Below are 23140 nucleotides of genomic sequence, written 5' to 3'. Positions count from 1 at the left end.
CTATTTGTAGCTGGCGCGTAACGAACGCCAACCGGTCGGTAATTTTGGAATATGGCGACCGACGCCGGCGATCCGGATCAGCAGCATCCGCACGCCTCCTCCGCGACCGCTGCGTCGACCTGCATCGGCCGGAGCCCAAGACGCGCGAACAGTGCCGCGTCGCGGTCATCACCGGCATTGCCGGTGGTGAGCAGCTTGTCGCCGGTGAAGATCGAGTTGGCACCGGCCATGAAGCACAAGGCCTGGGTGGCGTCCGACATGCTCTCACGCCCAGCCGACAGCCGCACCATGCTGGCCGGCATGGTGATGCGGGCGACCGCCACGGTACGCACGAACTCGATATCGTCGATCTTGGCGAGCGGGGTGTCGGCGAGCATGTCGCCCAGAACCGTGCCCTTCACCGGCACCAGCGCATTGACCGGCACGCTCTCGGGGTGTTGTGGCAGGGTGGCAAGCGCGTGGATGAAGCTCACGCGGTCCTCCCGCGTCTCGCCCATGCCGACGATGCCGCCGCAGCACACGTTGATGCCGGCTTCCCGCACGTGATCCAGCGTGTCGAGCCGCTCCTGGAAGCTGCGGGTGGTGATGACCTCGCCATAGCGTTCGGGCGACGTGTCGATGTTGTGGTTGTAATAGTCGAGACCGGCATCGGCGAGCTGCGCGGCCTGCGACGGCGTCAGCATGCCCAGCGTCATGCAGGTTTCCATGCCCATTTGCCGTACGCCCTTCACCATCTCGATGATGGCGGGCATGTCGCGGTCCTTGGGGTTGCGCCACGCAGCGCCCATGCAGAAGCGGGACGAGCCATTGTCCTTCGCCTGCGCCGCCGATTGCAGCACGGCGCGCACGTCCATCAGCTTGGTCGCCTTCAGCCCCGTCTCGGCATGGACGGACTGGTTGCAATAGCCGCAGTCCTCCGGGCAGCCGCCGGTCTTGATCGACAGCAGCGTGGAAAGCTGGACCTCGTCGGCGCGATGGCTGGCGCGGTGGACCTCGGCGGCACGGAACAGCAGCTCGGGGAACGGCAGCTCGAACAGCGCCGCGATCTCTGCATGAGTCCAGTCGTTGCGCACCGCCGGCGCGGTCGCGGGCTGGAGGCGTTCCAGGGTTTCGATCATTCGGCGGCGTCCTCGAGTCCGGCAGGTGGCATGTTGTGGCCAAGCAGGCGCAGCACGTCCGCCGCACATTCGACCACGTTGGTGCCGGGTCCATAAATGCCCTGCACGCCCGCGTCGCGCAGATAGTCATAGTCCTGCGGCGGGATGACGCCGCCGGCCACAACCTTGATATCGTGGCGTCCGGCCTCGCGCAGCCCACGGATGAGTTCGGGGATCAGCGTCTTGTGCCCTGCCGCCAGGCTGGAGGCGCCGACGACGTCCACCCCGCTCTCGATCGCGAGCACCACCGTCTCGTCGGGCGTCTGGAACAGCGGACCGGACACCACGTCGAACCCCATGTCGCCGAATGCGGAGGCGATCACGTTGGCGCCGCGATCATGGCCGTCCTGGCCCATCTTGGCGACCAGCATCCGCGGCTTGCGACCCATGCGCTGTTCGACAGCACGAACGCCCTCCACCACCTGCGCCCAGCGGCGATCCTCGCCATAGCCGGCGCCATAGATCCCGCGGACAGGAACCGGTTGCGTGCGGTAGCGGCCGAAGCCCGCTTCCATCGCGGCGGAAATTTCCCCCAGCGTGGCGCGTGCCCGCGCCGCGTCGATCGCAAGCGCAAGCAGGTTCGCGTCGCCGGTGGCACCTTCCCGCAGCGCCTTGAGCGCCGCGTCACAGGCGGCCTCGTCGCGCTCGGCGCGGACGCGGCTGATGCGGGCGATCTGGCCCTCGCGAACGCGGGTGTTGTCGACTTCCAGCGTCTCGAGAGGGTCCTCGCTCTCCAACCGGTATTTGTTGACCCCAACGATCACGTCCTCGCCGCGATCGACGCGCGCCTGGCGGGCGGCGGCGGCCTCCTCGATCATCGCCTTGGGCCAGCCGGCGGCCACCGCCGTGGCCATGCCGCCTTCCGCCTCGACGCGCTCGATGATCGCCCAAGCCTGATCGACCAGCTGCTGGGTCAGGCTTTCCACATAATAGCTGCCGCCCAACGGATCGACGACCTTGGTCATCCCCGTCTCTTCCTGCAGCACGATCTGAGTATTGCGGGCGATCCGGGCGGAGAAGTCGGTGGGAAGCGCGATCGCTTCGTCCAGCGCGTTGGTGTGCAGGCTCTGCGTCCCGCCCAGCATCGCGGCCATCGCCTCGATCGTGGTGCGGATGACGTTGTTGTAGGGATCCTGCTCGGTCAGCGACACGCCGGAGGTCTGGCAATGGGTGCGCAGCATCTTGGAGCGCTCGTCCTTGGCGCCGAGTTGCGTCATCACACGGTGCCACAACACGCGCGCCGCCCGTAGCTTCGCCACTTCCATGAAGAAGTTCATGCCGATCGCGAAGAAGAACGACAAACGCCCGGCGAACTTGTCGATGTCGAGGCCCGACGCGACACCGTAGCGGACATACTCCATGCCGTCGGCGATGGTGAAGGCAAGCTCCTGCACCTGCGTCGCCCCGGCCTCCTGCATGTGATAGCCGGAGATGGAGATGCTGTTGAACTTCGGCATGTGCGTCGAAGTATAGGCAAAGATGTCCGAGATGATCCGCATGCTCGGTTCGGGCGGGTAGATATAGGTGTTGCGGACCATGAACTCCTTGAGGATGTCGTTCTGGATCGTGCCTTCCAGCTTCTCCTGAGCGACGCCCTGCTCTTCCGCCGCGACGATGAAGAACGCGAGCACCGGGATCACCGCGCCGTTCATCGTCATGCTGACGGACATCTGGTCGAGCGGAATACCGTCGAACAGGATCTTCATGTCCTCGACCGTGTCGATCGCAACGCCCGCCTTGCCGACGTCACCGACCACCCGGGGATGATCGCTGTCATAGCCGCGGTGGGTGGCGAGATCGAACGCGACCGACAGCCCCTTCTGCCCTGCCGCGAGGTTGCGGCGGTAGAAGGCGTTCGACTCCTCGGCGGTCGAGAAGCCGGCGTATTGCCGGATCGTCCAGGGGCGACCGGCGTACATGGACGCGCGGACGCCGCGGGTGAAGGGCGCGAAACCGGGCAGGCCGGGGTCGGTCGTCACGTCCTCAGCCGTGTAGAGTGGCTTGACCGTGATCCCCTCGGGCGTGTGCCAGTCGAGGTCGCGGCCTTTCACTTCCTTGGCAGCGAGCGCCTCCCAGTCCGCGCGACTGTGGGTCGGTTTCCCGTCGCCTACAGGAAGATCGCCGTCAGCGGGGGCGACGCCGGGATCCTCGCCCGGCTGCGCCGGTTCAATGTTCGCCACGCGGGCTCTCCATGATTTCGGTCAGCACGCCGCCCATGTCCTTGGGATGGACGAAGAATATCGGCGTGCCGTGCGCCCCGATGCGGGGCTCGCCCAGGACGCGCATCCCCTGTTCCTCGAACCACGCCTTGGCACGATGGATGTCGGGCACTTCGTAGCAGAGGTGATGCTGCCCCCCGGCCGGGTTCCTGGCGAGGAACCCGTGGATCGGAGACCCCTCGCCTAGCGGCTCGATCAGCTCGATCTGGGTGTTAGGCGCATCGACGAAGCAGACCCGCACGCCTTGCGCGGGGAGGTCGAACGGCTCCCCGACGGCTTCGGCGCCCAACAGCACGCGGTACCGCTCTGCCCACTGCTCGATCGAGGGCGTCGCGACGCCGACGTGGTTCACTCGTCCTAGCATGTGCGCATCCGTATCTCGCCACGAGCGGCGTATTTGTCGCCCTGACGGACATAATGATCGGTGAAGCTCTCGGTACCCGTATAGTTCACATCAAATCCGCGATCCGGCACGATATTCACGATCTTGCCCTCGAGCGTGGTCGCAGGCGTCGTCCCCGCGCCACTGTCGTCATACCCCTCGGGCACGGACACCATTCCGACCGGACCGCCCGCACCGAGTTCGGTGAGCGTGAACACACTGCAGGTATAGCCCTGCCAGGTTCCGCCGCCGCTGGCATAGATCACCGGGTTGGCACCGAACTTGTCGGACACCGACCATTCGCCCGGCGGTGCGCCCCAACTCGAGCCCGGAACGGCATCCGGCCAACGCTGCACAAGGGTGAAGCGGTCGCCCGCAGGCTTCAGATAGGCGATGTCGAGCCCGCCGGTGCATCCATGGCAGCCATCCACCATCTCCGCCGTGCTGATCAGCACCGCAGTGTCGCCGCGCCAGACCAGCCGCGCCGGCGTCGTGATAAGCTGGGCACCGTCCCGGACCGACGCCGCCTTGCCGCTCGGGCCGAACACCGTCCGGGCGGCAAGCGCCAGTTGCTGGGCGGCGGACAGGGCCCGCACGCCGCTGGGCGCGGCAAAAGTCGCTACGGAAGCGGGCTTTTCGGCCGTGACCTGGATAGGCGCACCGCGCTCATCCTCGCGCGGCCACAGCAGCAGCGCGCCGACGCCCAGCGTCACCCCCGCCACCATCGTCGTCGCAAGGACCCGGCTTCCTGCACCCGACCGCGCAGGTGCCGCCGGACGCCTAGAGCGGGATGTTGTCATGCTTCTTCCAGGGGTTCTCCAGCTTCTTGCCGCGCAGCTTGCGCAGGCCGAGCGCGATGCGCCGGCGGGTGGCATGCGGCTGGATCACCTCGTCGATGAACCCCTTTGAGGCGGCCACGAAGGGGTTGGCGAAGCGCGCCTCATATTCGGCGGTGTGCTCGGCGATCTCTTCCGGCGTACGGCCGCGGAAGATGATCTCGACCGCGCCCTTTGCGCCCATCACCGCGATCTCGGCGGTAGGCCAGGCATAGTTGAGATCGCCGCGCAGATGCTTGGACGCCATGACGTCGTACGCGCCGCCATAGGCCTTGCGCGTGATGACGGTGATCTTGGGCACCGTCGCCTCGCCATAGGCGAACAGCAGCTTGGCACCGTGCTTGATGATGCCGTTATGCTCCTGGGCGACGCCCGGGAGGAAGCCGGGGACGTCGACGAAGGTCACGATCGGGATCTCGAACGCGTCACAGAATCGGACGAACCGCGCCGCTTTCTTGGACGCGTTGATGTCGAGCACCCCGGCGAGCACCATCGGCTGGTTGGCGACGAAGCCGACCGTCCGCCCCTCGATCCGCCCGAAGCCGGTCAGGATGTTGCCGGCATGCGCGGGCTGCACCTCGAAGAAATCGCCTTCGTCGACCACTTTGCGGATCAACTCATGCATGTCGTACGGCTGGTTCGCCGACGGCGGCACGAGGGTGTCGAGGCTCTCCTCGACGCGGTCCCAGCGATCTTCGGTCGGCCGCTCGGGTGCCGGGACGCGGTTCGAGGCGGGCAGCAGGTCGATGAAGTCGCGCGCGGCGAGCAGCGCCTCGATGTCGTTCTCGAACGCCACGTCGGCCACCGAAGAGCGCGTCGTGTGCGTGATCGCGCCGCCCAGTTCCTCCTGGGTCACCACCTCGTTGGTGACGGTCTTCACCACGTCGGGACCGGTCACGAACATGTAGCTCGAGTCCTTCACCATGAAGATGAAGTCGGTCATCGCCGGCGAATAGACCGCGCCGCCCGCGCACGGCCCCATGATGAGGCTGAGCTGGGGCACCACGCCCGACGCGAGCACGTTGCGCTGGAACACTTCGGCATAGCCGCCGAGGCTCGCAACGCCCTCCTGGATGCGGGCGCCACCGGAGTCGTTGAGGCCGATCACCGGCGCCCCGACCTTCATCGCCATGTCCATGACCTTGCAGATCTTGGCAGCGTGCCGCTCGGACAGCGATCCGCCGAACACGGTGAAATCCTGCGAGAACACGAACACGAGCCGGCCGTTGATCGTGCCGGAGCCCGTCACCACGCCGTCGCCGGGGATCACCTGGGTCTCCATGCCGAAGTCGACGCAATTGTGCTCGACGAACATGTCGAGTTCCTCGAAACTGCCGGGATCGAGCAGCACGTCCAGCCGCTCCCGCGCGGTCAGCTTGCCTTTGGCATGTTGCGCCGCGACTCGCTTCTCGCCACCGCCGGCACGCGCCGCTGCCCGACGCCGCTCCAGCTCCTGCATCTGTGTGAGCAAGCCCATCTCCTTACCCGGGCGCACCCCCTTGCCGCTGCGGCTGGGCGCGTTCCCGGATGCAGGGTAGCGGCCCCGGGGGGCAGGGAACAAGGGGCATGCACTGTGCGAAAAGCGCGCCAACCCACCGGACGCCCGATTGATCGCTGCCGCCCTCGTCGATATGTCTGAGTTATTCACCAGGGCAGCCGTCACATGGCGCCCGGAGCGGAGAGGAACGCGGTTTGAATACGGCACCGGATACCAACACCACCAGCGGCGACGGCGCTGCCGGCACGATCCGCATCGCGCTGGCCGGCATTGGCAAGATCGCGCGCGACCAACATATCCCGCATCTTGCCGCCAACAGCCGCTTTGCGCTGGTCGCGGCCGTCACCAGCCACACCCCGCCCGAGGGCGTGCCCGGATACCGCACCATCGCAGAGATGATGCAGGCGGTGCCGGATGTGCAGGCGATCTCGATCTGCACGCCGCCGCGCGGCCGGCTCGCGCTGATCGAGGAAGCGCTTTCGCACGGCCTCGACGTGATGATCGAGAAGCCGCCGGCCGCGACGCTGTCCGAGGCGGAAGACTTCGTGCGGCTGGCGCGCGATGCAGGGCGCGTGCTCTTCACTACCTGGCACTCGCGTGAGGCGGCCGGCGTCGAGCCGGCGCGCGCTTGGCTGGCCGAGCGGACCATCCGCCGCGTGCAGGTCACCTGGAAGGAGGACGTGCGCGTCTGGCACCCGGGCCAGGCATGGATCTGGGAGCCGGGCATCGGCGTCTTCGATCCGGGCATCAACGCGCTGTCCGTCATCACTCATATCCTGCCGCGCCCGCTGCTGCTGCAGGAGGCGGCGCTGCGCTTCCCGTCGAACCGTCCGGCGCCGATTGCGGCCGACCTGTCGTTCACCGACACTGCGGGCATTCCGGTGGAGGTCGCCTTCGACTTCGACCAGCGCGGGCCCCAGACCTGGGACATCGACGTCGAGACCGACCGCGGCAACCTGAAGCTGTCGATGGGTGCCTCAAAGATGTACGTCGATGGCGTGGAGCAGGACGTCGGCGACGAGCCGGAATATGCCCGCCTCTACCGCCGCTTCGCCGATCTGCTCGACCGCCGCGAGAGCGACGTCGACCTGTCGCCGTTCCGCCACGTGGCGGACGCGTTCCTGCTCGGCCGCCGCACCGAAGTCGGCGCGTTCGAGGAGTAAGCACGCCCCCCAACCGGAAAGCGAAACAGCGCGCGTACCCCGGGGTACGCGCGCTGTGTTGCATTTAAGGGCGGCCGCCCTCGGTCCGCATCGGCCGAGGGTGGCGAGCCTTTAGTCGCCCGTTTTGGCTGCAGTCTTCTTTGCGGGAGCCTTTTTGGCCGCCGGCTTTTTCGCGGCCGCAGGCTTCTTCGCCGCCGCCTTTTTTGCCGGTGCCTTGCGGCCCTTCTTGGCGGGTGCAGCAGCTGCGCGTGCGTCGATCAGCTGCGCGGCTTCTTCCAGCGTCAGCGCCTCGGGCGCCACCGTCTTGGGCAGCGTCGCGTTGGTGGTGCCGTCGGTGACATAGGGGCCGTAGCGCCCCTCCATCAGCTTGATCTCCGCCTGGCTCTCAGGGTGTGCCCCGAGCACCCGCAGCGGCTCGCGGGCAGCACCACGGGCAGGTCGGCCGGCGGCCGCCTCCGCAAGCTTCACCACCGCCGCATTCATGCCCGTCTCGAACACCTCGGCAGTCGACTGCAGCCGCGCATATTTGCCCGCGTGCTTGAGGTACGGGCCATAGCGCCCGATCGCCGCCTCGATCGGCTCGCCCGTTTCGGGGTGATTGCCGATGACGCGCGGCAGGCTCAGCAGCTTGAGCGCCCATTCCAGCGTCAGCTCGCCATCCGGCAAGTCCTTCGGGATGGAGGCGCGCTTGGCCCCCTCCCCCTCGCCGAGCTGGATATAGGGCCCGAACCGGCCGGACTTGCGCTCGACCTCAAGCCCCGTCTCCGGATCCTTGCCCAGGCCCTCCGGCCCGCTTTCCGCGGCGCCCTCGCCACCCGGCTGACCGAAGCGGCGGGTGAACTTGCACTCGGGATAGTTGGAGCAGGCGACGAAAGCGCCGAACTTGCCGCCGCGCAATGCCAGCCGGCCTTCGCCGCAGTTCGGGCACAGGCGCGGGTCGCTGCCGTCGGCCTTCGCCGGGAACAGGTAGGACTCCAGGAACTTGTCGAGCTCGGCGGTGATCGCCGAGGGCTGCTGCTCCATCACCTCGACCGTGCGTGGCTTGAAGTCGCGCCAGAACGCCTCAAGCACCGCCTGCCATTCGGCGCGGCCGCCGGACACGTCGTCCAGCTCCTCCTCCAGACCCGCGGTGAAATCGTAGCCGACGTATTTCTCGAAGAAGCGCTCCAGGAACGCCGTCAGGAGGCGGCCGCTTTCCTCGGCAAAAAAGCGGTTCTTCTCGACGCGAACGTAAGCACGGTCCTTGAGCACCTGGATGATCGAGGCATAGGTCGAGGGGCGGCCGATGCCGAGTTCCTCCAGCCGCTTCACCAGCGATGCTTCGGAGAAGCGCGGCGGCGGCTGGGTGAAATGCTGTTCGGCGTTCACGTTCTTCTTGGCCGGGGCATCCCCCTCGCGCAGCAACGGCAGGCGGCGCGAATCCTCGTCGCCGGCGTCATCGCGGCCTTCCTCGTACAGCGCGAGATAGCCGGGGAAGAGCACCACCTGGCCGGTCGCGCGCAGCCCCAGCCGGCCGGTGCCGTCCTCCAGCTCCACCGCGGTGCGCTCCAGCCGGGCCGACGCCATCTGGCTGGCAAGTGCCCGCTTCCAGATCAGGTCGTACAGCCGGGCGTGGTCGCCCGAACCGGCACGGTCCTTAGAGAAGTCGGTCGGGCGGATCGCCTCGTGCGCTTCCTGGGCGTTCTTCGCCTTAGTCTGATACTGGCGCGGCTTGTCGGGGACGTAGCTGCCGTCATAGCGGTTGGCGATCGCGCCGCGAGCGGCGTCGATGGCGGAGCCGTCCATCTGCACGCCGTCGGTACGCATATAGGTGATCGCGCCGTCCTCGTAGAGCGACTGGGCGATGCGCATCGTGTGGCTGGCGGAGAAGCCGAGCTTGCGCGCGGCCTCCTGCTGCAGGGTGGAGGTCGTAAACGGCGGCGGCGGATTGCGGGTGGCAGGCTTGGTCTCGACCGAGACCACCGACAGGCGCGCTGCCTCGACCGCTTCCTTGGCGGCGAGGGCAGAGCCCTGGTCGCCCAGCGACAGCCGGTCGAGCTTCTTGCCGTCGAACTTCACCAGGCGTGCGTCGAACGGCTGGCCGTCCTGCTCCATCTGGGCAATCACCGACCAATATTCCTGGGCAGTGAATCCCTCGATCTCCCGTTCGCGCTCGACGATGAGGCGCAGTGCCACCGACTGGACGCGGCCGGCCGACTTGGCGCCCGGCAGCTTGCGCCACAGAACCGGCGAGAGGGTGAAGCCGACGAGATAATCGAGCGCGCGCCGAGCACGATAGGCATCGATCAGGTCGGTATCGAGCTCGCGAGGGGCCTTCATGGCCGCCAGGATCGCGGGCTTGGTGATCGCGTTGAAGGTGACGCGCTCGACCTCCTTGGGCAGCACCTTCTTCTTGGCGAGCACTTCCTGCACGTGCCAGGAAATCGCCTCCCCCTCGCGATCAGGGTCGGTGGCGAGGATCAGTCGGTCGGCCTTTTTGGCCTCGTCCGCGATCGCCTTCAGCTGGCGCGACTTGTCGGCATAGGTCTCCCACTCCATCGCGAAGCCGTCGTCGGGATGAACCGAGCCGTCCTTGGCAGGCAGGTCGCGGACATGGCCGTAGGAGGCCAGGACGCGATAGTCCTTGCCGAGATACTTCTCGATGGTCTTCGCCTTGGCGGGCGACTCTACGATGACAAGCTGCATGGGGGTGTACGAGGTCCTTACGTGTACGCGCGAGAGTGGGGATCGCCGGTACCCCGCGTCAAGCGCCCCTATCCGGCGGCGTGGCTCAGGCGAAGACCTGTTCCAGCCATCCGCGGCTACAAATGAAGTGTCGGGCAAACCGGCCGGATGACAGGCCGGCCTGTCGGGCAAGATAGGGTGCCGGCGGCGCGCATTCCAACCACTCCTTCCACATCACTACCGGGGGTGCACGCGGGCAAGGTACCATGTCCTGCGGCGCCGGCCGGGAGCGACGGAGCGGAACATCGGCGGCCTGCCAGGCTTTCTAGGGACCATCATCCCAACCAGGAACCTGGATATCGCCATGAAGATCTTTGCCGCAGTGATCCTTGTGCTGGCCTCCAGCGGCACCGCGGCGATGGCAACGCCAACCGCAAACGAAGGGCAGGCAATGCGCTCGAAGACGTTCGAGGCGGGATCTTTCGACCTGCGGCATGTCGGATCCTCCACCTCTACCGAGGAAGGCCGCTGGCGGCTTCGCGAGGTGGCCGACCCACAGGACGATGACGAGGATATGGTGGTCCGCTGGGGGTGGAAGAAGGTGACGTTGCGCGTACCCCTCGGCGCAAACCGGTAACGCGCACGCCTTGAAACCAGGCCCTCGCCCTGCCGATCTAGGGCGGCATGCGTCAGGGCTATCATCAGCAAGGGCGGCATCGGGTCGCCTCCGCGATCGCGGTGCTGCTGCTGCACGCAGGATTGGGCATCGCGCTGGTGACGGCGCTGAGCTTCACGCCCGTGACGAAATCGGGCAGCACCCTTCTGACCTTCGACCTGCCCGTCCCGCCGCAGCCGCCCCCGCCGAGGGCGGTTGAACCTTCGCCACGGCCGGAGCGGAAAAGCGGCGCCGCTGCGCCTGCGAACCTGCACGCCCGGCCCACCGAAGTGGTGGCACCGCCGGTGCGTATTCCGCAGCCCCCACCCCTCGCCGCCGCCCCGATCGCCGGTCCCGGGTCGGACGCGGCGGCAGGTGCGGCCCCGGTCCCCGGTCCCGGCACCGGTGCGGGAGGTGTCGGACAAGGCACCGGCAGCGGCACGTCCGGCGACGGAACCGGGAGCGGCGGCGGTGCCCCGGCGCGGCTTTTGCGCGGCGCGATCCGGGATTCCGACTATCCACCGGCTGCCCGGCGCGCTCGCGTGGAAGGCAGCGTCACGGTCCGCTTCACGGTCGATGCCACCGGACGGCCCAGGGGCTGCGCCATCACCCGGTCCAGCGGCTCAACGGATCTCGACACCACCACCTGCCGCCTGATCGAGGCACGCTTTCGCTACGCCCCCGCCCGCGACGCATCCGGGCGTCCTACCGAGGAACTGCGTGGCTGGCGTCAGGATTGGTGGCTGGAGCCGCGCCGCTGAGGGTGACGGGCGGCCGTCCCTTCCCTACAGCTGCACCTCGAACCGGGGGCAACAGGGGGAAACTGCCATGCAGCGTCGTGATTTCATGGTGGGCACTGCCGCCCTCGCACTGGCGGGCGCGATACCGGCACGGGCAGGCGTTGCCGCAGCGGATGCGGATGCAGCCTTTCGCGCGATGCTCGACGGCTTCTTCTACGCCCGGCTGGATGAATCGCCGGAGCAGGCCACCCGGCTGGGCCTGGACACGGGCGAGCGGGCGCACCTGAAGTCCCAGCTCGATGACGAATCCGCCGCCAACCAGGCGCGTGCGCTCGCCCGCACCCGCCGGGAGCTTGCGGAACTTCAGCGGGTCAGGACGGCCGACCTGTCTCCCGCGTCGAAGCTCGATCATGAGATCGTCAGCTATCAACTCACCCGCGCGATCGCAGGGGCAGAGCGTTTTACCTATGGCAGCAGCCTGGGCCGGTTCGCCCCCTATGTGCTGAGCCAGCTGAGCGGCCCCTATCGCGACGTGCCCGACTTCCTGGACTCGCAGGTCCGCGTCCGCGACGCCGCCGAGGCGGACGCCTATCTCGCCCGGCTCGAGGCGTTCCCGAAAGCGATCGACGACAGCAGCGCGCGGCAGCGCCACGATGCCGCACGGGGCGTGTTCGCGCCAGACTACATCCTCGACACCACGCTCAAGCAGCTGGCGAGCGCGCGGGAAAAGCCCGCTGACCAGACGGTGATGGTGGCCAGCTTTGCTGCCAAGCTGAAGGCGGCGGGGCTACCGCAGGACCGCGTCGCCCGCGCCACCGCCATCGTCGAGGAGAAGGTGTTTCCGGCCCTCGACCGCCAGCGCGCGCTGGTGACCGAACTGCGCGCAAAGGCGGTGCACGATGCCGGCTGCTGGCGCCTGCCCGACGGCGACGCCTATTACGCCGCTGCGGCCGAGGCGGCGACCACGGTCGCGATGACCGGCGACGAGATCCATCGTCTCGGCCTGGAGCAGGTCGCGGAGATCAGCGGCCGCATCGACGCAATCCTGAAGTCGCAGGGCATGTCCCAGGGCAGCGTCGGCGAGCGGCTGGTGGCGCTCAACAAGCGTCCCGACCAGCTTTTTCCGAACACCGATCCGGGCAGAGAGGCGCTGCTCGCCCAGCTCAATACGCAGATCCAGGCGATGCATGCGCGTCTGCCGGAGGTCTTCGCCACGCTGCCCACCGCCCCTGTCGAGGTTCGGCGGGTGCCGCCGACCATCCAGGCGGGCGCACCCGGCGGCTATTACCAGAACGCCTCGCTCGATGGTTCGCGCCCGGCGATCTACTACATCAATCTGCGCGACACGTTCGACCGGCCAAAATTCGGACTGGCGACGCTCACCCATCATGAAGCAACCCCCGGCCATCACCTGCAGGTGGGGCTCGCGCTGGAGAGCACGCAGATCCCGCTGATTCGCCGGCGCGGCTTCTTCAGCGGCTATTCGGAAGGCTGGGCGCTCTATTCAGAGCAGCTGGCCGACGAGATGGGGATGTTCGAGGGCGATCCGCTGGGACAGGTCGGCTATCTCCAGTCGCTGCTGTTCCGTGCGACCCGGCTGGTGGTCGACAGCGGCATGCACGCCAAGCGCTGGAGCCGCGAACAGGCGACCGACTATCTGATCGCCACAACCGGCATTGCACGCGGACGCAGCCAGGGCGAAATCGACCGCTACACGGTCTGGCCGGGGCAGGCCTGCAGCTACAAGATCGGCCACACCATGTGGACTCGCCTGCGTGCCGAAGCTCAGAAGAATCCCAAGTTCGACCTCAAGGAATTCCACGCCGTGTTGCTGAACGGAGCCATGCCGCTGGCAGTCTTGGAGCGGGTCGTGCGGGAGCGCTGGGCCGTCGCCTGAAGCCGGGCGGCGTCAGCCGCGGGTCTTCTCCAGTTCGACCACTTCGAACGCATAGGATCGCCAGCCGCGCGTCGTGGCCGCTTCGGCGGCTGCGGCCTGCTTGCTCTTCGCCTCTGCCAGCGACTTGGCGTGCCCCCAGAACACCTCGGTCTTGCCGTTGGCAAGTTCGGCGACGATGCGCCAATAATGGGTGAAGGGGATCGAGGTGGGCCCGATCGTCTTCACATAGCCGTCCGACAGGGTCGCAGTGAGGATGAATTTCTTGGCCACGCCGCGCGCCTAGGCAGGCCGCATGCTAATGTCCAGCCGCCCGGCCCCTTCCCCTGTACCGCTTGTCCCCCGAAAAATTATCGCGATATGGGGAGCCAGGCCAACACCCCGGGAGCGACGATGACGAAAGGTGCAGACCAGCTGCTGCCGCTGGAAGATCAGCTCTGCTACGGGCTCTATTCGGCCAGCATGGCGATCCAGCGCCTGTACAAGCCCCTGCTGGACGAACTCGGGCTGACGTACCCGCAGTATCTGGTGCTCAACATACTGTGGCGCGAAAACGGGCAGACCGTCGGGGGCATTGCGGAACGACTGGCGCTCGAGTCGAGCACGTTGACGCCGCTGCTGAAGCGGCTGGAGGCGGCGGGCCTCGTCCAGCGGAACCGCAACCCCAGGGATGAGCGGCAAGTCCTCGTCGCGCTCACGCCCGCCGGCCGCACCCTCCTCACCCAGACCGGATGCCTGGGGGAAGCACTGCTGTCCTCCTCCGGCCAGTCGATCGAGCAGCTCAAGGCTCTCAACAGCATGGCGCGGGAACTCCGTGATGCGCTGTATTCCGAGATCGGGGGCTGGAACCCCGGCGCTAAGTCCGGGCAGGACGCCCAAGGTTAGCAAGCGCCGCGATTGCGATGTAAGGGCGCGGCCATGATCCGCGTCACCGAATTGAAACTACCGCTCCACCATGCCGACGAGGCGCTGCCGGCGGCATTGTACAAGCGGCTGCGCATCACGCCGCGCGACCTGCTGCGCTATTCGATCGTACGCCGCGGCCATGACGCGCGCGACCGGTCCAACATCCTGCTCGTCTATTCAGTCGACGTCACGCTGAAGAACGAGTCCGTGGTCCTGGCTCGGTTCCGCCGCGATCCCGACGTCCAGCCGACCCCGGACACGCGCTACAAGCCCGTCGGCACCGCACCCGCAGGCGCACCTCGGCCGGTAGTGATCGGGACCGGCCCGTGCGGGCTGTTCGCGGCGCTGATCCTCGCCCAGGCGGGGTTTCGCCCGATCATCCTGGAGCGCGGCAAGGTGGTGCGCGAGCGGACGAAGGACACCTGGGGCCTGTGGCGGCGCAGCGTCCTCAACCCGGAATCGAATGTCCAATACGGAGAGGGCGGCGCCGGCACCTTCTCCGACGGCAAGCTCTACAGCCGCATCAAGGATCCCCGGCACCTGAACCGCAAGGTGCTGACGGAGTTCGTCAAGGCCGGTGCCCCGCCCGAGATCATGACCGAGGCACACCCCCATATCGGCACCTTCCGCCTGGTGACGATGGTGGAGAGCATGCGCGAGACCATCGAGGGCCTGGGCGGCGAATACCGTTTCTCCACCCGCGTCGACGGCATCGACGTCTCGACCGATGCGGCGGGCGAGCGACGCATCCGCGGTCTCCATCTCAACGACGGCGAGTACCTCGCGGCAGAGCGCGTCGTCCTGGCGATCGGCCACAGCGCGCGCGACACCTTCGAGATGCTGCATCAGGCGGGCGTCTATGCCGAGGCGAAGCCCTTCTCGATCGGCGTGCGCATCGAACATCCGCAGTCCTGGATCGACCGTGCCCGTTTTGGCCAGGATGCCGGCAACCGCATTCTCGGTGCCGCAGAATATCACATCTCGCACCACTGCTCGAACGGGCGCACCGTCTACAGCTTCTGCATGTGCCCGGGTGGCACCGTGGTTGCCGCCACCTCCGAGGAGGGCCGCGTCGCCACCAACGGCATGAGCCAATATTCCCGCAACGAGCGCAACGCGAACTCCGGCTTCGTCGTCGCGATCGATCCTGCCCGGGACTATCCCGGCGATCCGCTCGCCGGCCTGGCGCTTCAGCGTCATTGGGAATCACGCGCCTTTGTCGCGGGCGGCTCCAACTACAAGGCGCCCGCGCAGCGGCTCGGTGACTTCCTGGCCGGGCGGCCGTCGACCTCGCTGGGTTCGGTGGTTCCGTCCTACCGGCCCGGCGTGCACCCGACTGATCTCGCGGAGTGCCTGCCGGACTTCGTCATCTCCGCGATGCGTGAGGCGCTGCCGGTATTCGGCAGGCAGATCCAGGGCTATGACCACCCCGACGTGGTGATGACAGGCGTGGAAACGCGCACCTCTTCGCCGGTCCGCTTCACCCGCGGCGACGATTTCCAGAGCCTCAACACCCTCGGCCTGTTCCCGGCCGGCGAGGGTGCCGGCTATGCGGGCGGCATCCTTTCCGCTGCCGTTGACGGCATCAAGGTAGCAGAGGCGGTCGCGCAGAGCCTGGGCGCCAAATGACGCTGATCCTGTTCAACAAGCCGTTCGACGTGTTGAGCCAGTTCACCGATCGCGGCTCCCTCACGACGCGCGCGACTCTGTCGGACTTCATCGACCTTCCCGGCGTCTATCCCGCAGGTCGGCTGGATCGCGACAGCGAAGGCCTGCTGCTGCTGACCGACGATGGTCGCCTCCAGGCGCGCATTGCCGACCCGAAATTCAAGCTGCCCAAGACCTATCTGGTGCAGGTGGAGGGGGACGTGGATGCCGCGGCGCTCGATCGGCTGCGGACCGGCGTGGTGCTGAACGATGGCCCCACCCGCCCCGCAGAGGTCGCGCGCATCGACGAGCCGGCCCTCTGGCCGCGCAACCCGCCGATCCGATACCGCGCGAGCATCCCGGACTGCTGGCTGAAGCTCACCATCCGCGAGGGGCGCAATCGGCAGGTGCGGCGCATGACCGCAGCGGTCGGCCATCCGACGCTGCGACTGGTGCGCTGGAGCGTCGGCGAGTGGACGCTGGCGGATCTTCCGCCGGGTCAATGGCGCACCGCATGAAGCTGTTCTTCGACGGCGGCTGTCGCCCTGCCCCGGCGGGCATGGAACTGGCGGTGGTGGTCGGCGGCCGCAGCTACGTCCAGCAGGATCTCGGTCCCGGCAGCAGCATGGACGCGGAGTGGCTGGCGCTGATCGCGGCCATGCGCCGCGCGCATGAACTCGGCACGAGCGATCCGGTCCTGCTCGGCGATGCGGCCGCGGTCATCGCCCAGGCGAACGGGACGGTGCGCTGTCCGCCCTCCTGCCTCCGCCATCTCCAGGCCTTGCGTGCGCTGCCGCAGCCGCCCGGCCGTGTCCGCATCCGCTACATCAAGCGTGCCCAGAACCTTGCCGGCATTGCCCTCGCGCGACTGCACGATCGCTGACCCGGCGTGCAGTCGTCACAGGTCTAGGTCCAGCACTTTGCCTTGACGGCGCATGCACCTCGATGGCTGTGTCGCACCCGACGACGCAGCCTGAGGAAAAAGAGCAATGCCGCTGACCCGACGTGAGACCTTGGCGATGGCTGCCGCTACGGGGGTCGCCGCCGCGATCCCGGCAGAGAGTGCACCGCGGCGTTCGTCATCCACGTCGATGCTTTGGTATCGCCAGCCCGCCGCCAAATGGACCGAGGCGCTGCCGGTCGGCAATGGCATCCTTGGCGCCATGGTGTTCGGCGGGACCGCGCAGGAGCGGCTGCAACTCAATGAGGGGACTTTGTGGGCTGGCGGCCCCTATGATCCCGTAAATCCCGCAGCGAAGGCAGCGCTGCAGCAGGTTCGCGACCTGGTATGGGCCGGCCGCATCAAGGAAGCGGAGGCACTGACCAACCAGGCGCTGCTCGCCAAACCCGGCAAGCAGATGCAGTACCAGACGCTGGGCGACCTGGTGCTCGACTTCCCCGGCCTCGGGGAAGCGACGGGCTATCGACGCGAGCTAGATCTCGACGCGGCGATGGCTACCACCCGGTTCACTGCGGGCGGCGTCGAGCACGTCCGGCAGGTAATCGCCTCACCAGGCGACAAGGTGATCGCCGTGCGCCTTACGGCGGGGCGGGGAAAGCTCTCGGTCGATGTCGCGCTCACCTCGCCACACGCGCAGGCGAAGACGGTTCCGGACGGAGCCTCGGGACTGGTGCTCAGCGGCGCCAATGCCGCGGCACAGGGCGTGCCCGGGGCGCTGACCTTCGCGGCGCAATTGCTTGCAATCAACGAAGGCGGACGCGTCGAGATCACGCCCGAAGGCAAGCTTTCGGTACGGGGCGCGGATGCGGTCACGCTCCTGGTCGCGATGGGCACCAGCTTTCGTCGCTTCGATGACGTTTCCGGCGACCCGCTGGCGCTCACGGCCGCGGCCCTGGCGCACACGCGGTCGCGCCCGTTCGCGCGGATTGCCGCAGATGCCAGCCTGGCGCACCAACGCCTGTTCCGTCGCGTCTCGATCGACCTTGGCAGTTCGGCCGCCGCCGCGCGTCCGACGGACGAGAGGATCCGCGCATCACAGGTATCCGACGACCCTGCGCTTGCGGCGCTGTATTTCAACTATGGTCGCTACCTCCTGATCTCCTGTTCCCAGCCCGGCGGCCAGGCAGCGACCCTCCAGGGTCTGTGGAACGACAGCCTGCGGCCGCCGTGGGAGTCGAAGTACACGATCAACATCAACACCGAGATGAACTACTGGCCCGCGCACGCGACCAACCTGGCGGAATGCGTGGAGCCGCTGACGCGCCTCGTGCGGGAACTGGCAATCACGGGCGAGCACACCGCGCGTGAGATGTACGGCGCGCGGGGCTGGGTTGCGCATCACAACACCGACATCTGGCGCGCGGCGGCACCGATTGACGGCGCGCAATGGGGGATGTGGCCTACCGGTGGTGCGTGGCTCTGCACGCACCTGTGGGACCATTATGACTACACGCGCGACCTGGACTATCTGCGGTCGGTCTACCCGCTGCTCGCGGGCTCGACGCGGTTCTTCCTCGATACACTGCAGAAAGACCCGCGCACTGGGTACCTCGTCACCAACCCGTCGATCAGCCCGGAGAACCAGCATGGCCATGGCGGCGCCCTGTGTGCTGGACCAACGATGGACATGGCGATCCTGCGGGATCTTTTCGAGCAGACCGCAACTGCAGCCGCGCTGATCGGCACCGATGCGGACCTGATCGCGGAAGCGCGCGCCGCCATGGCCCGGCTGGCGCCCTACAAGATCGGCAAACAGGGCCAGCTTCAGGAATGGCAGGAGGATTGGGACGCCGACGCGCCGGAGCAGGACCACCGCCACGTCTCCCACCTCTATGGTCTTCACCCTTCGCACCAGATCACGGTTTCCGGCACGCCCGATCTTGCCGCCGCAGCACAGCGCAGCCTGGAGCTTCGTGGAGACCGCGCAACCGGCTGGGCAACGGCGTGGCGGATCAACCTGTGGGCCAGGCTTCGGCAGGGGGATCACGCACACGACGTGCTGCGCTTCCTCCTCGGACCGGAGCGGACGTATCCCAACATGTTCGACGCACACCCGCCCTTCCAGATCGACGGAAACTTCGGCGGCACCGCGGGGGTCGTCGAAATGCTGATGCAGAGCCACGGCGATGTCATCGACCTGCTGCCGGCGCTTCCCCGAGCATGGCCTACCGGAAGCATCAGCGGGCTGCGCGCGCGGGGCGCCTGCGAGGTCGACCTTTCCTGGCGCTCAGGAAAGCTGGAGCGAGTCACGCTCCGTCCGCAGATTGCCGGCCGCCGGACACTGACCGCGTCGGGCAAGAGCGTCGCCGTAGCATTGCAGCCGAACAAGCCGGTGACGCTACGCGACAGCGCCTTCGCATGAGGCTTGATGGACGTCGGCGGGGGTGGGCAGTGCGTCTGGACTTCCCCGCCTCCGACCACCGACATGTTTTCGACCGCCCTTAGTAGCGACAAACGTCCGGCCCTGCATTCGTAAGCCGAGATGACGCACGAGGCGCAAGGGAGTTGAAGGGTTGCCAAGCGGCAACTCGCCACCAGCCTCAAAAGCGGAAGAACGTAAGGGAGCGATCCGGCCTCGGGCACTCAAGCACGAAGTGCTTTAAGGCGCGGCAGTTTGGCGGAGACGGAGGGATTCGAACCCTCGGTACCAGTAATCCCGGTACGGCGGTTTAGCAAACCGCTGGTTTCAGCCACTCACCCACGTCTCCGGGAACCGGCCTTGAAGGCGCGGCTATAGACAGCATGTTGGCCGGGATCAACTGGGGTCGCATCCCTTTTCGAGCGCGTGTAGGACTCGGCTCGTCGCGCCATTCATTGCAGCGAAAGCGGCAGGGGCGAATAGATGGTCAGGAAGTTTTCGGGGAAGTGGCATGCGTAGGTTTTGGCTGATGCTGGGGAGCGTGGCGGTGGCACTGGCCGCGCCGGCGACCGCGCAGATGCGCACGGTCGATCCCAATGATGCGATCGACAGCGATCTCGATTCGGCTCCCGCCCCCCAGCAGAGCATGGCCCAACCCGATCCTGCGGTCGCTGCCCAGCCCGAATATTCGACGCAGCAGGCGGAGCCGGCATCGCGCCCGGCACCCGCCCCTGCAGCGCCTGGTGCCACCATGGCGTCGGCGGACACGTTCAAGCGGGACGACCTCATCGACGCCGCAGAAGGCGTGTTCGGGAAGGGTGCAGAAGGCCTCGCCGGAATCCTCGAGAACATTCTCAAGGATCAGGGCGAACCGAACGCCTATATCGCGGGCCGCGAGGCAGCGGGCGCGTTCATTGTCGGCCTGCGCTACGGCTCGGGCGTGATGAGCCACCGGGTGGAGGGCCAGCGCCCGGTGTACTGGACCGGGCCATCTGTCGGGTTCGACTTCGGCGGCGACGCTACGAAGGTCTTCGTGCTCGTCTACAATCTTTACGATTCGCAGGAGCTCTACAACCGCTTCCCGCAAGCGGAAGGCCGCGCCTATTTCGTAGGGGGCTTCTCGGCGAGCTACCTGCGTCGCGGTGACGTGGTGTTGATCCCGGTACGGCTCGGCGTGGGTTGGCGACTCGGCGCCAATGTCGGCTACATGAAGTTCACCGAGAAATCGAAGTGGATGCCCTTCTGATCGGCGCCCCTTCGCTATGACAATCCGGCCGCGGGGCATGTCCCCGCGGCCGTTTCGTTGATTAGCCGAACTCAACGGCGTCGAACCGCAGCGGAGCGCCCGTCGCCTGCGCGGCGAGTTGATCTTCCCACATCACCTGCTGCCCGCGCACGATCGTCCCGACCGGCTTTCCCGTCAGGGTCGCGCCCGTAAACGGCGACCATCCCGCGCGGGAAGCAAGCCACGGATCTTCCACAGACCAGCGCTTCTTTAGGTCGACGACGCTGAAATCCGCGTCGTAGCCGACCGCGATCCGGCCCTTGCCGACTAGGCCGAACAGCCGTTGCGGACCCGCGCTCGTCATGTCGATCAACCGCTGGAGGGTCATGCGCCCCGCCGCGACATGATCCAGCATCAACGGCAACAGTGTCTGGACGCCCGGCATGCCGCTCGGGCTTGCAGGATAGGGCCTGTCCTTTTCCTCCGACGTGTGGGGAGCATGATCGGAGCCGATCACGTCGGGAACACCCTGGTTCAGCCAGTACCACAGGCCGTCGCGGTGCGCGCCCGACCGGATCGGCGGGTTCATCTGGGCGTAGGTGCCGAGCCGCGGATAGGCCTCCTCGCCGGCCAGCGTCAGGTGCTGCGGCGTCACCTCACAGGAAGCGACATCCTTGTTCTGTCCGAGCAGCTCCAGTTCGGCGGGCGTGGTGACGTGAAGCACGTGCACCCGGCGTCGCGCTTCACGCGCGAGCCGCAGGATACGCCGTGTCGCGATCAGGGCGCTCTCGTCATCGCGCCATACCGGGTGAGAGCGCGGGTCGCCCGTTACCCGCTCACCCGCACGCTCGTTCATCCGCGTCTCGTCTTCCGCGTGGATGGCCACGCGGCGGTGGCCCGAACGCAGCGCACGCATCAAGTTGGCATCGTCGTCCACCAACAGGTTGCCCGTCGACGAACCCATGAAGATCTTGACGCCGGCCGTGCCGGGGAGCCGTTCAAGCTCCGCCAGCTGATCGGCGTTTTCCGCAGTTGCACCTACGTAGAAAGCATGATCGCACCACATCCGGTTTCGGGCCCGGGCCAGCTTGTCGGCGATCGCATCGGCGTTGTCGGTGTTCGGGTTGGTGTTCGGCATCTCGAACACTGCCGTGACGCCACCCAGCACGGCCGCGCGGCTGCCGCTTTCCAGGTCCTCCTTGTGGACGAGACCCGGCTCGCGGAAATGCACCTGGGTGTCGATCACGCCCGGCAACACGTCGAGCCCAGTGCAATCGATCACCGAGCCGGCATCTCCTTGCCCACCGATCTGCGCCACCCGGCCGTCCGTTACCCACAGGTCCGTCTCGGCGGGGCCGCTCGGCAGGTGGACGGTGCCGCCCGCCAGTTTCAGGTCAAAGCTTGCCACGATCGCCCTTTCGTCTGCTGTTCCGCCTCCCTACCTTGCCGCCATGACGGAAACCAGACCTGCCACCTGCCTTGCCGACCGCTCGTTGCTCCGCGTCGGCGGAACGGAAGCACGTTCCTTCCTCCAGGGGCTTGTGACGCAGGATGTGATGGCGGTGCGCCCCGGCGTCCCCCTCTGGTCGGGACTGCTGACACCGCAGGGGAAGGCGCTGTTCGACTTCATCCTATGGGATGATGGCGACGCGATCCTGATCGACTGCGAGGCATCCCAGAGGGAGGCGCTTGCGCGACGACTGCTCCTCTACCGGCTGCGTCGCCCGGTCACGGTCGAGCCGGTCGACGGCGGCGTTCACTGGCGCCTCGAAGGGGAACAGGGCGTTCCCGATCCGCGGCTTCCGGAGCTCGGCCGTCGATGGCTCGGCCCGGCCGCGGAGCCTGCCGTGGGTTGGCTGGCCCACCGCCTCTCGTTGGGCGTGACCGAGGGAACCGCGGAGCTGGGCCAAGACAAGACGCTCTGGCTGGAATGCAATGCCGGCGAACTTGGCGGCGTGAGCTTCACCAAAGGCTGCTATGTCGGCCAGGAGAACACCGCGCGCATGCACCACCGGTCGAAAGTCAATCGGCGGCTCGTGGTGGCGCCGCTTGGCGAGCCCACTGATCGTACGCGGGTGCAATACCCCGACCTTGGGTTGATGGTGGAACACCGGCGCGTTGATGCGTTGGGCGATGCGAAGATGCCGTCGTGGCTGGCGGAAGCCGTCGCATCCGACGCCCTCGCGGAGCCCCTTTCCTAAGGCGCTTGCCGCGATCCGACGCGACGTGCCCGTCTCCCCGGAGGCTGCGCCGCAGTATCGATGCGTACCCTCGGTCGCAAAGCACGGTGCCGCATCGTTTGTGCGGCCGCCTCTGATCCGACGCCCCTGGCAGCACTGGCGCCCTGAGCGGTAGGTGACGCTACCAAGACTTTCAAGAACAAAGAAAAAGGGAGGCCGGTTGCCCGACCTCCCCAATTTCCATTCGACCGAAGGTCGAATTACATGCCCGAACCCGGACCGTACGTGATTTCCACGCGACGGTTCTGGAGCTCGCGCACACCCGGACCGGTGTCGACGCGCGGACGCAGTTCGCCGAACGCTTCCGTCGTGATGACGCCCGACGGAATGCCGCGGCCTTCCATGTACGCACGGACGGAGTCCGCACGACGCTGCGAGAGGCCGACGTTGTACTGGGCCGAACCCGACGTGTCGGTGTGACCCGCCAGCATGACCTGCGCGTTGCCGCACGACTGGTAGTTCGAGATGGCGTTGTCGATAATCCCGGCCGCTTCCGGCGTGATGTCCGACTTGTCCCACTCGAAGAACACGATGTACGGCCCCGGGGTGCAGACCGTCTCCGGCGGAGGCGGTCTGCACCCCGGGGCCGTACAT

At 67.2% G+C, this 23140-nt stretch carries 20 protein-coding genes and 1 tRNA gene; 11 read left to right on the top strand and 10 right to left on the bottom strand.

Annotated elements, in window-relative coordinates:
* Positions 1 to 77 precede the first annotated feature (77 nt).
* Genes bioB through QP045_RS11260 form a run of 5 tightly spaced genes read right to left on the bottom strand, consistent with a single transcriptional unit; the run spans position 78 to position 6053 of the window.
* Entirely contained in the window at positions 78 to 1118 is a 1041-nt protein-coding gene (gene bioB / locus QP045_RS11280; RefSeq protein WP_422515081.1) for a biotin synthase BioB, read from the bottom strand.
* A complete protein-coding gene (gene scpA / locus QP045_RS11275) occupies positions 1115 to 3337 on the bottom strand; it encodes a methylmalonyl-CoA mutase (protein WP_422515080.1) in 2223 nt (740 codons plus the stop codon). The genes bioB and scpA overlap by 4 nt, the downstream gene beginning before the upstream one ends.
* Positions 3324 to 3740: a methylmalonyl-CoA epimerase gene (mce, locus tag QP045_RS11270; RefSeq protein ID WP_422515079.1), complete on the bottom strand. Its 417-nt coding sequence runs from the start codon at positions 3738 to 3740 to the stop codon at positions 3324 to 3326. Before mce ends, scpA begins: the two co-directional genes overlap by 14 nt.
* The gene (locus QP045_RS11265; RefSeq protein ID WP_422515078.1) at positions 3734 to 4558 is read right to left on the bottom strand and encodes a hypothetical protein; all 825 of its coding nucleotides are present in this window, start codon (positions 4556 to 4558) and stop codon (positions 3734 to 3736) included. Before QP045_RS11265 ends, mce begins: the two co-directional genes overlap by 7 nt.
* Positions 4539 to 6053, bottom strand: a complete 1515-nt coding sequence (locus tag QP045_RS11260) for an acyl-CoA carboxylase subunit beta (protein WP_422515203.1) — start codon at positions 6051 to 6053, stop codon at positions 4539 to 4541. Before QP045_RS11260 ends, QP045_RS11265 begins: the two co-directional genes overlap by 20 nt.
* A gap of 233 nt (positions 6054 to 6286) precedes the next feature.
* Between QP045_RS11260 and QP045_RS11255 the strand changes: the two genes are divergently transcribed.
* Positions 6287 to 7255: a Gfo/Idh/MocA family protein gene (locus tag QP045_RS11255; protein WP_422515077.1), complete on the top strand. Its 969-nt coding sequence runs from the start codon at positions 6287 to 6289 to the stop codon at positions 7253 to 7255.
* Positions 7256 to 7366: 111 nt separating this feature from the next.
* On the opposite strand, the gene topA is transcribed toward QP045_RS11255, so the two are convergent.
* Positions 7367 to 9940 carry a type I DNA topoisomerase gene (topA, locus tag QP045_RS11250; RefSeq protein WP_422515076.1) on the bottom strand — a complete coding sequence of 858 codons (2574 nt, stop codon included), beginning with the start codon at positions 9938 to 9940 and terminating at the stop codon, positions 7367 to 7369.
* A 343-nt stretch (positions 9941 to 10283) separates the two neighbouring features.
* Here topA and QP045_RS11245 point away from each other — a divergent pair, with 343 nt between their 5' ends.
* The 3 genes from QP045_RS11245 to QP045_RS11235 all read left to right on the top strand — a co-directional run bounded on the left by QP045_RS11245 (position 10284) and on the right by QP045_RS11235 (position 13211).
* On the top strand, positions 10284 to 10556 hold the full coding sequence (locus tag QP045_RS11245) for a hypothetical protein (RefSeq protein ID WP_422515075.1): 273 nt from the start codon (positions 10284 to 10286) through the stop codon (positions 10554 to 10556).
* A gap of 47 nt (positions 10557 to 10603) precedes the next feature.
* The gene (locus tag QP045_RS11240; RefSeq protein WP_422515074.1) at positions 10604 to 11335 is read left to right on the top strand and encodes an energy transducer TonB; all 732 of its coding nucleotides are present in this window, start codon (positions 10604 to 10606) and stop codon (positions 11333 to 11335) included.
* Positions 11336 to 11402: 67 nt separating this feature from the next.
* Positions 11403 to 13211 carry a DUF885 domain-containing protein gene (locus tag QP045_RS11235; protein WP_422515073.1) on the top strand — a complete coding sequence of 603 codons (1809 nt, stop codon included), beginning with the start codon at positions 11403 to 11405 and terminating at the stop codon, positions 13209 to 13211.
* 12 nt (positions 13212 to 13223) lie between these two features.
* Here the strand turns inward: QP045_RS11235 and QP045_RS11230 are convergent, their stop codons facing one another.
* Positions 13224 to 13481, bottom strand: coding sequence for a hypothetical protein (locus QP045_RS11230; RefSeq protein ID WP_422515072.1), 258 nt, complete (start codon positions 13479 to 13481; stop codon positions 13224 to 13226).
* A 120-nt stretch (positions 13482 to 13601) separates the two neighbouring features.
* On the opposite strand from QP045_RS11230, the gene QP045_RS11225 reads away from it, so the two are divergent.
* From QP045_RS11225 to QP045_RS11205, 5 genes are all read left to right on the top strand, one after another.
* A complete protein-coding gene (locus QP045_RS11225) occupies positions 13602 to 14093 on the top strand; it encodes a MarR family winged helix-turn-helix transcriptional regulator (RefSeq protein WP_422515071.1) in 492 nt (163 codons plus the stop codon).
* Positions 14094 to 14126: 33 nt separating this feature from the next.
* Entirely contained in the window at positions 14127 to 15743 is a 1617-nt protein-coding gene (locus tag QP045_RS11220; RefSeq protein WP_422515070.1) for an NAD(P)/FAD-dependent oxidoreductase, read from the top strand.
* Positions 15740 to 16279, top strand: coding sequence for a pseudouridine synthase (locus QP045_RS11215; RefSeq protein WP_422515069.1), 540 nt, complete (start codon positions 15740 to 15742; stop codon positions 16277 to 16279). Before QP045_RS11220 ends, QP045_RS11215 begins: the two co-directional genes overlap by 4 nt.
* Positions 16276 to 16644 carry a reverse transcriptase-like protein gene (locus tag QP045_RS11210; protein WP_422515068.1) on the top strand — a complete coding sequence of 123 codons (369 nt, stop codon included), beginning with the start codon at positions 16276 to 16278 and terminating at the stop codon, positions 16642 to 16644. The genes QP045_RS11215 and QP045_RS11210 overlap by 4 nt, the downstream gene beginning before the upstream one ends.
* A 106-nt stretch (positions 16645 to 16750) precedes the next feature.
* On the top strand, positions 16751 to 19084 hold the full coding sequence (locus QP045_RS11205; RefSeq protein WP_422515067.1) for a glycoside hydrolase family 95 protein: 2334 nt from the start codon (positions 16751 to 16753) through the stop codon (positions 19082 to 19084).
* Positions 19085 to 19337: 253 nt separating this feature from the next.
* On the opposite strand, the gene QP045_RS11200 is transcribed toward QP045_RS11205, so the two are convergent.
* A tRNA-Ser gene (locus QP045_RS11200) sits at positions 19338 to 19430 on the bottom strand.
* A gap of 162 nt (positions 19431 to 19592) precedes the next feature.
* Between QP045_RS11200 and QP045_RS11195 the strand changes: the two genes are divergently transcribed.
* Complete coding sequence (locus QP045_RS11195) at positions 19593 to 20327, top strand: DUF1134 domain-containing protein (protein ID WP_422515066.1); 735 nt, start codon at positions 19593 to 19595, stop codon at positions 20325 to 20327.
* A 61-nt stretch (positions 20328 to 20388) separates the two neighbouring features.
* Here the strand turns inward: QP045_RS11195 and QP045_RS11190 are convergent, their stop codons facing one another.
* Positions 20389 to 21717, bottom strand: coding sequence for a dihydroorotase (locus tag QP045_RS11190; protein WP_422515202.1), 1329 nt, complete (start codon positions 21715 to 21717; stop codon positions 20389 to 20391).
* Between the two features lie 40 nt (positions 21718 to 21757).
* Between QP045_RS11190 and QP045_RS11185 the strand changes: the two genes are divergently transcribed.
* A complete protein-coding gene (locus QP045_RS11185) occupies positions 21758 to 22507 on the top strand; it encodes a YgfZ/GcvT domain-containing protein (RefSeq protein WP_422515065.1) in 750 nt (249 codons plus the stop codon).
* A 239-nt stretch (positions 22508 to 22746) separates the two neighbouring features.
* Here the strand turns inward: QP045_RS11185 and QP045_RS11180 are convergent.
* A partial coding sequence (locus QP045_RS11180) for an OmpA family protein (RefSeq protein WP_422515064.1) occupies positions 22747 to 23140 on the bottom strand: 394 nt, incomplete at its 5' end.

It is taken from the genome of Sphingomonas sp. 3-13AW, from assembly GCF_049311085.1.
In the GTDB taxonomy this organism is placed as follows: Bacteria; Pseudomonadota; Alphaproteobacteria; order Sphingomonadales; family Sphingomonadaceae; genus Sphingomonas.
The sequence above is the reverse complement of the archived record's forward strand: the minus strand, read 5'-3'. Positions and strand labels throughout refer to the sequence as shown.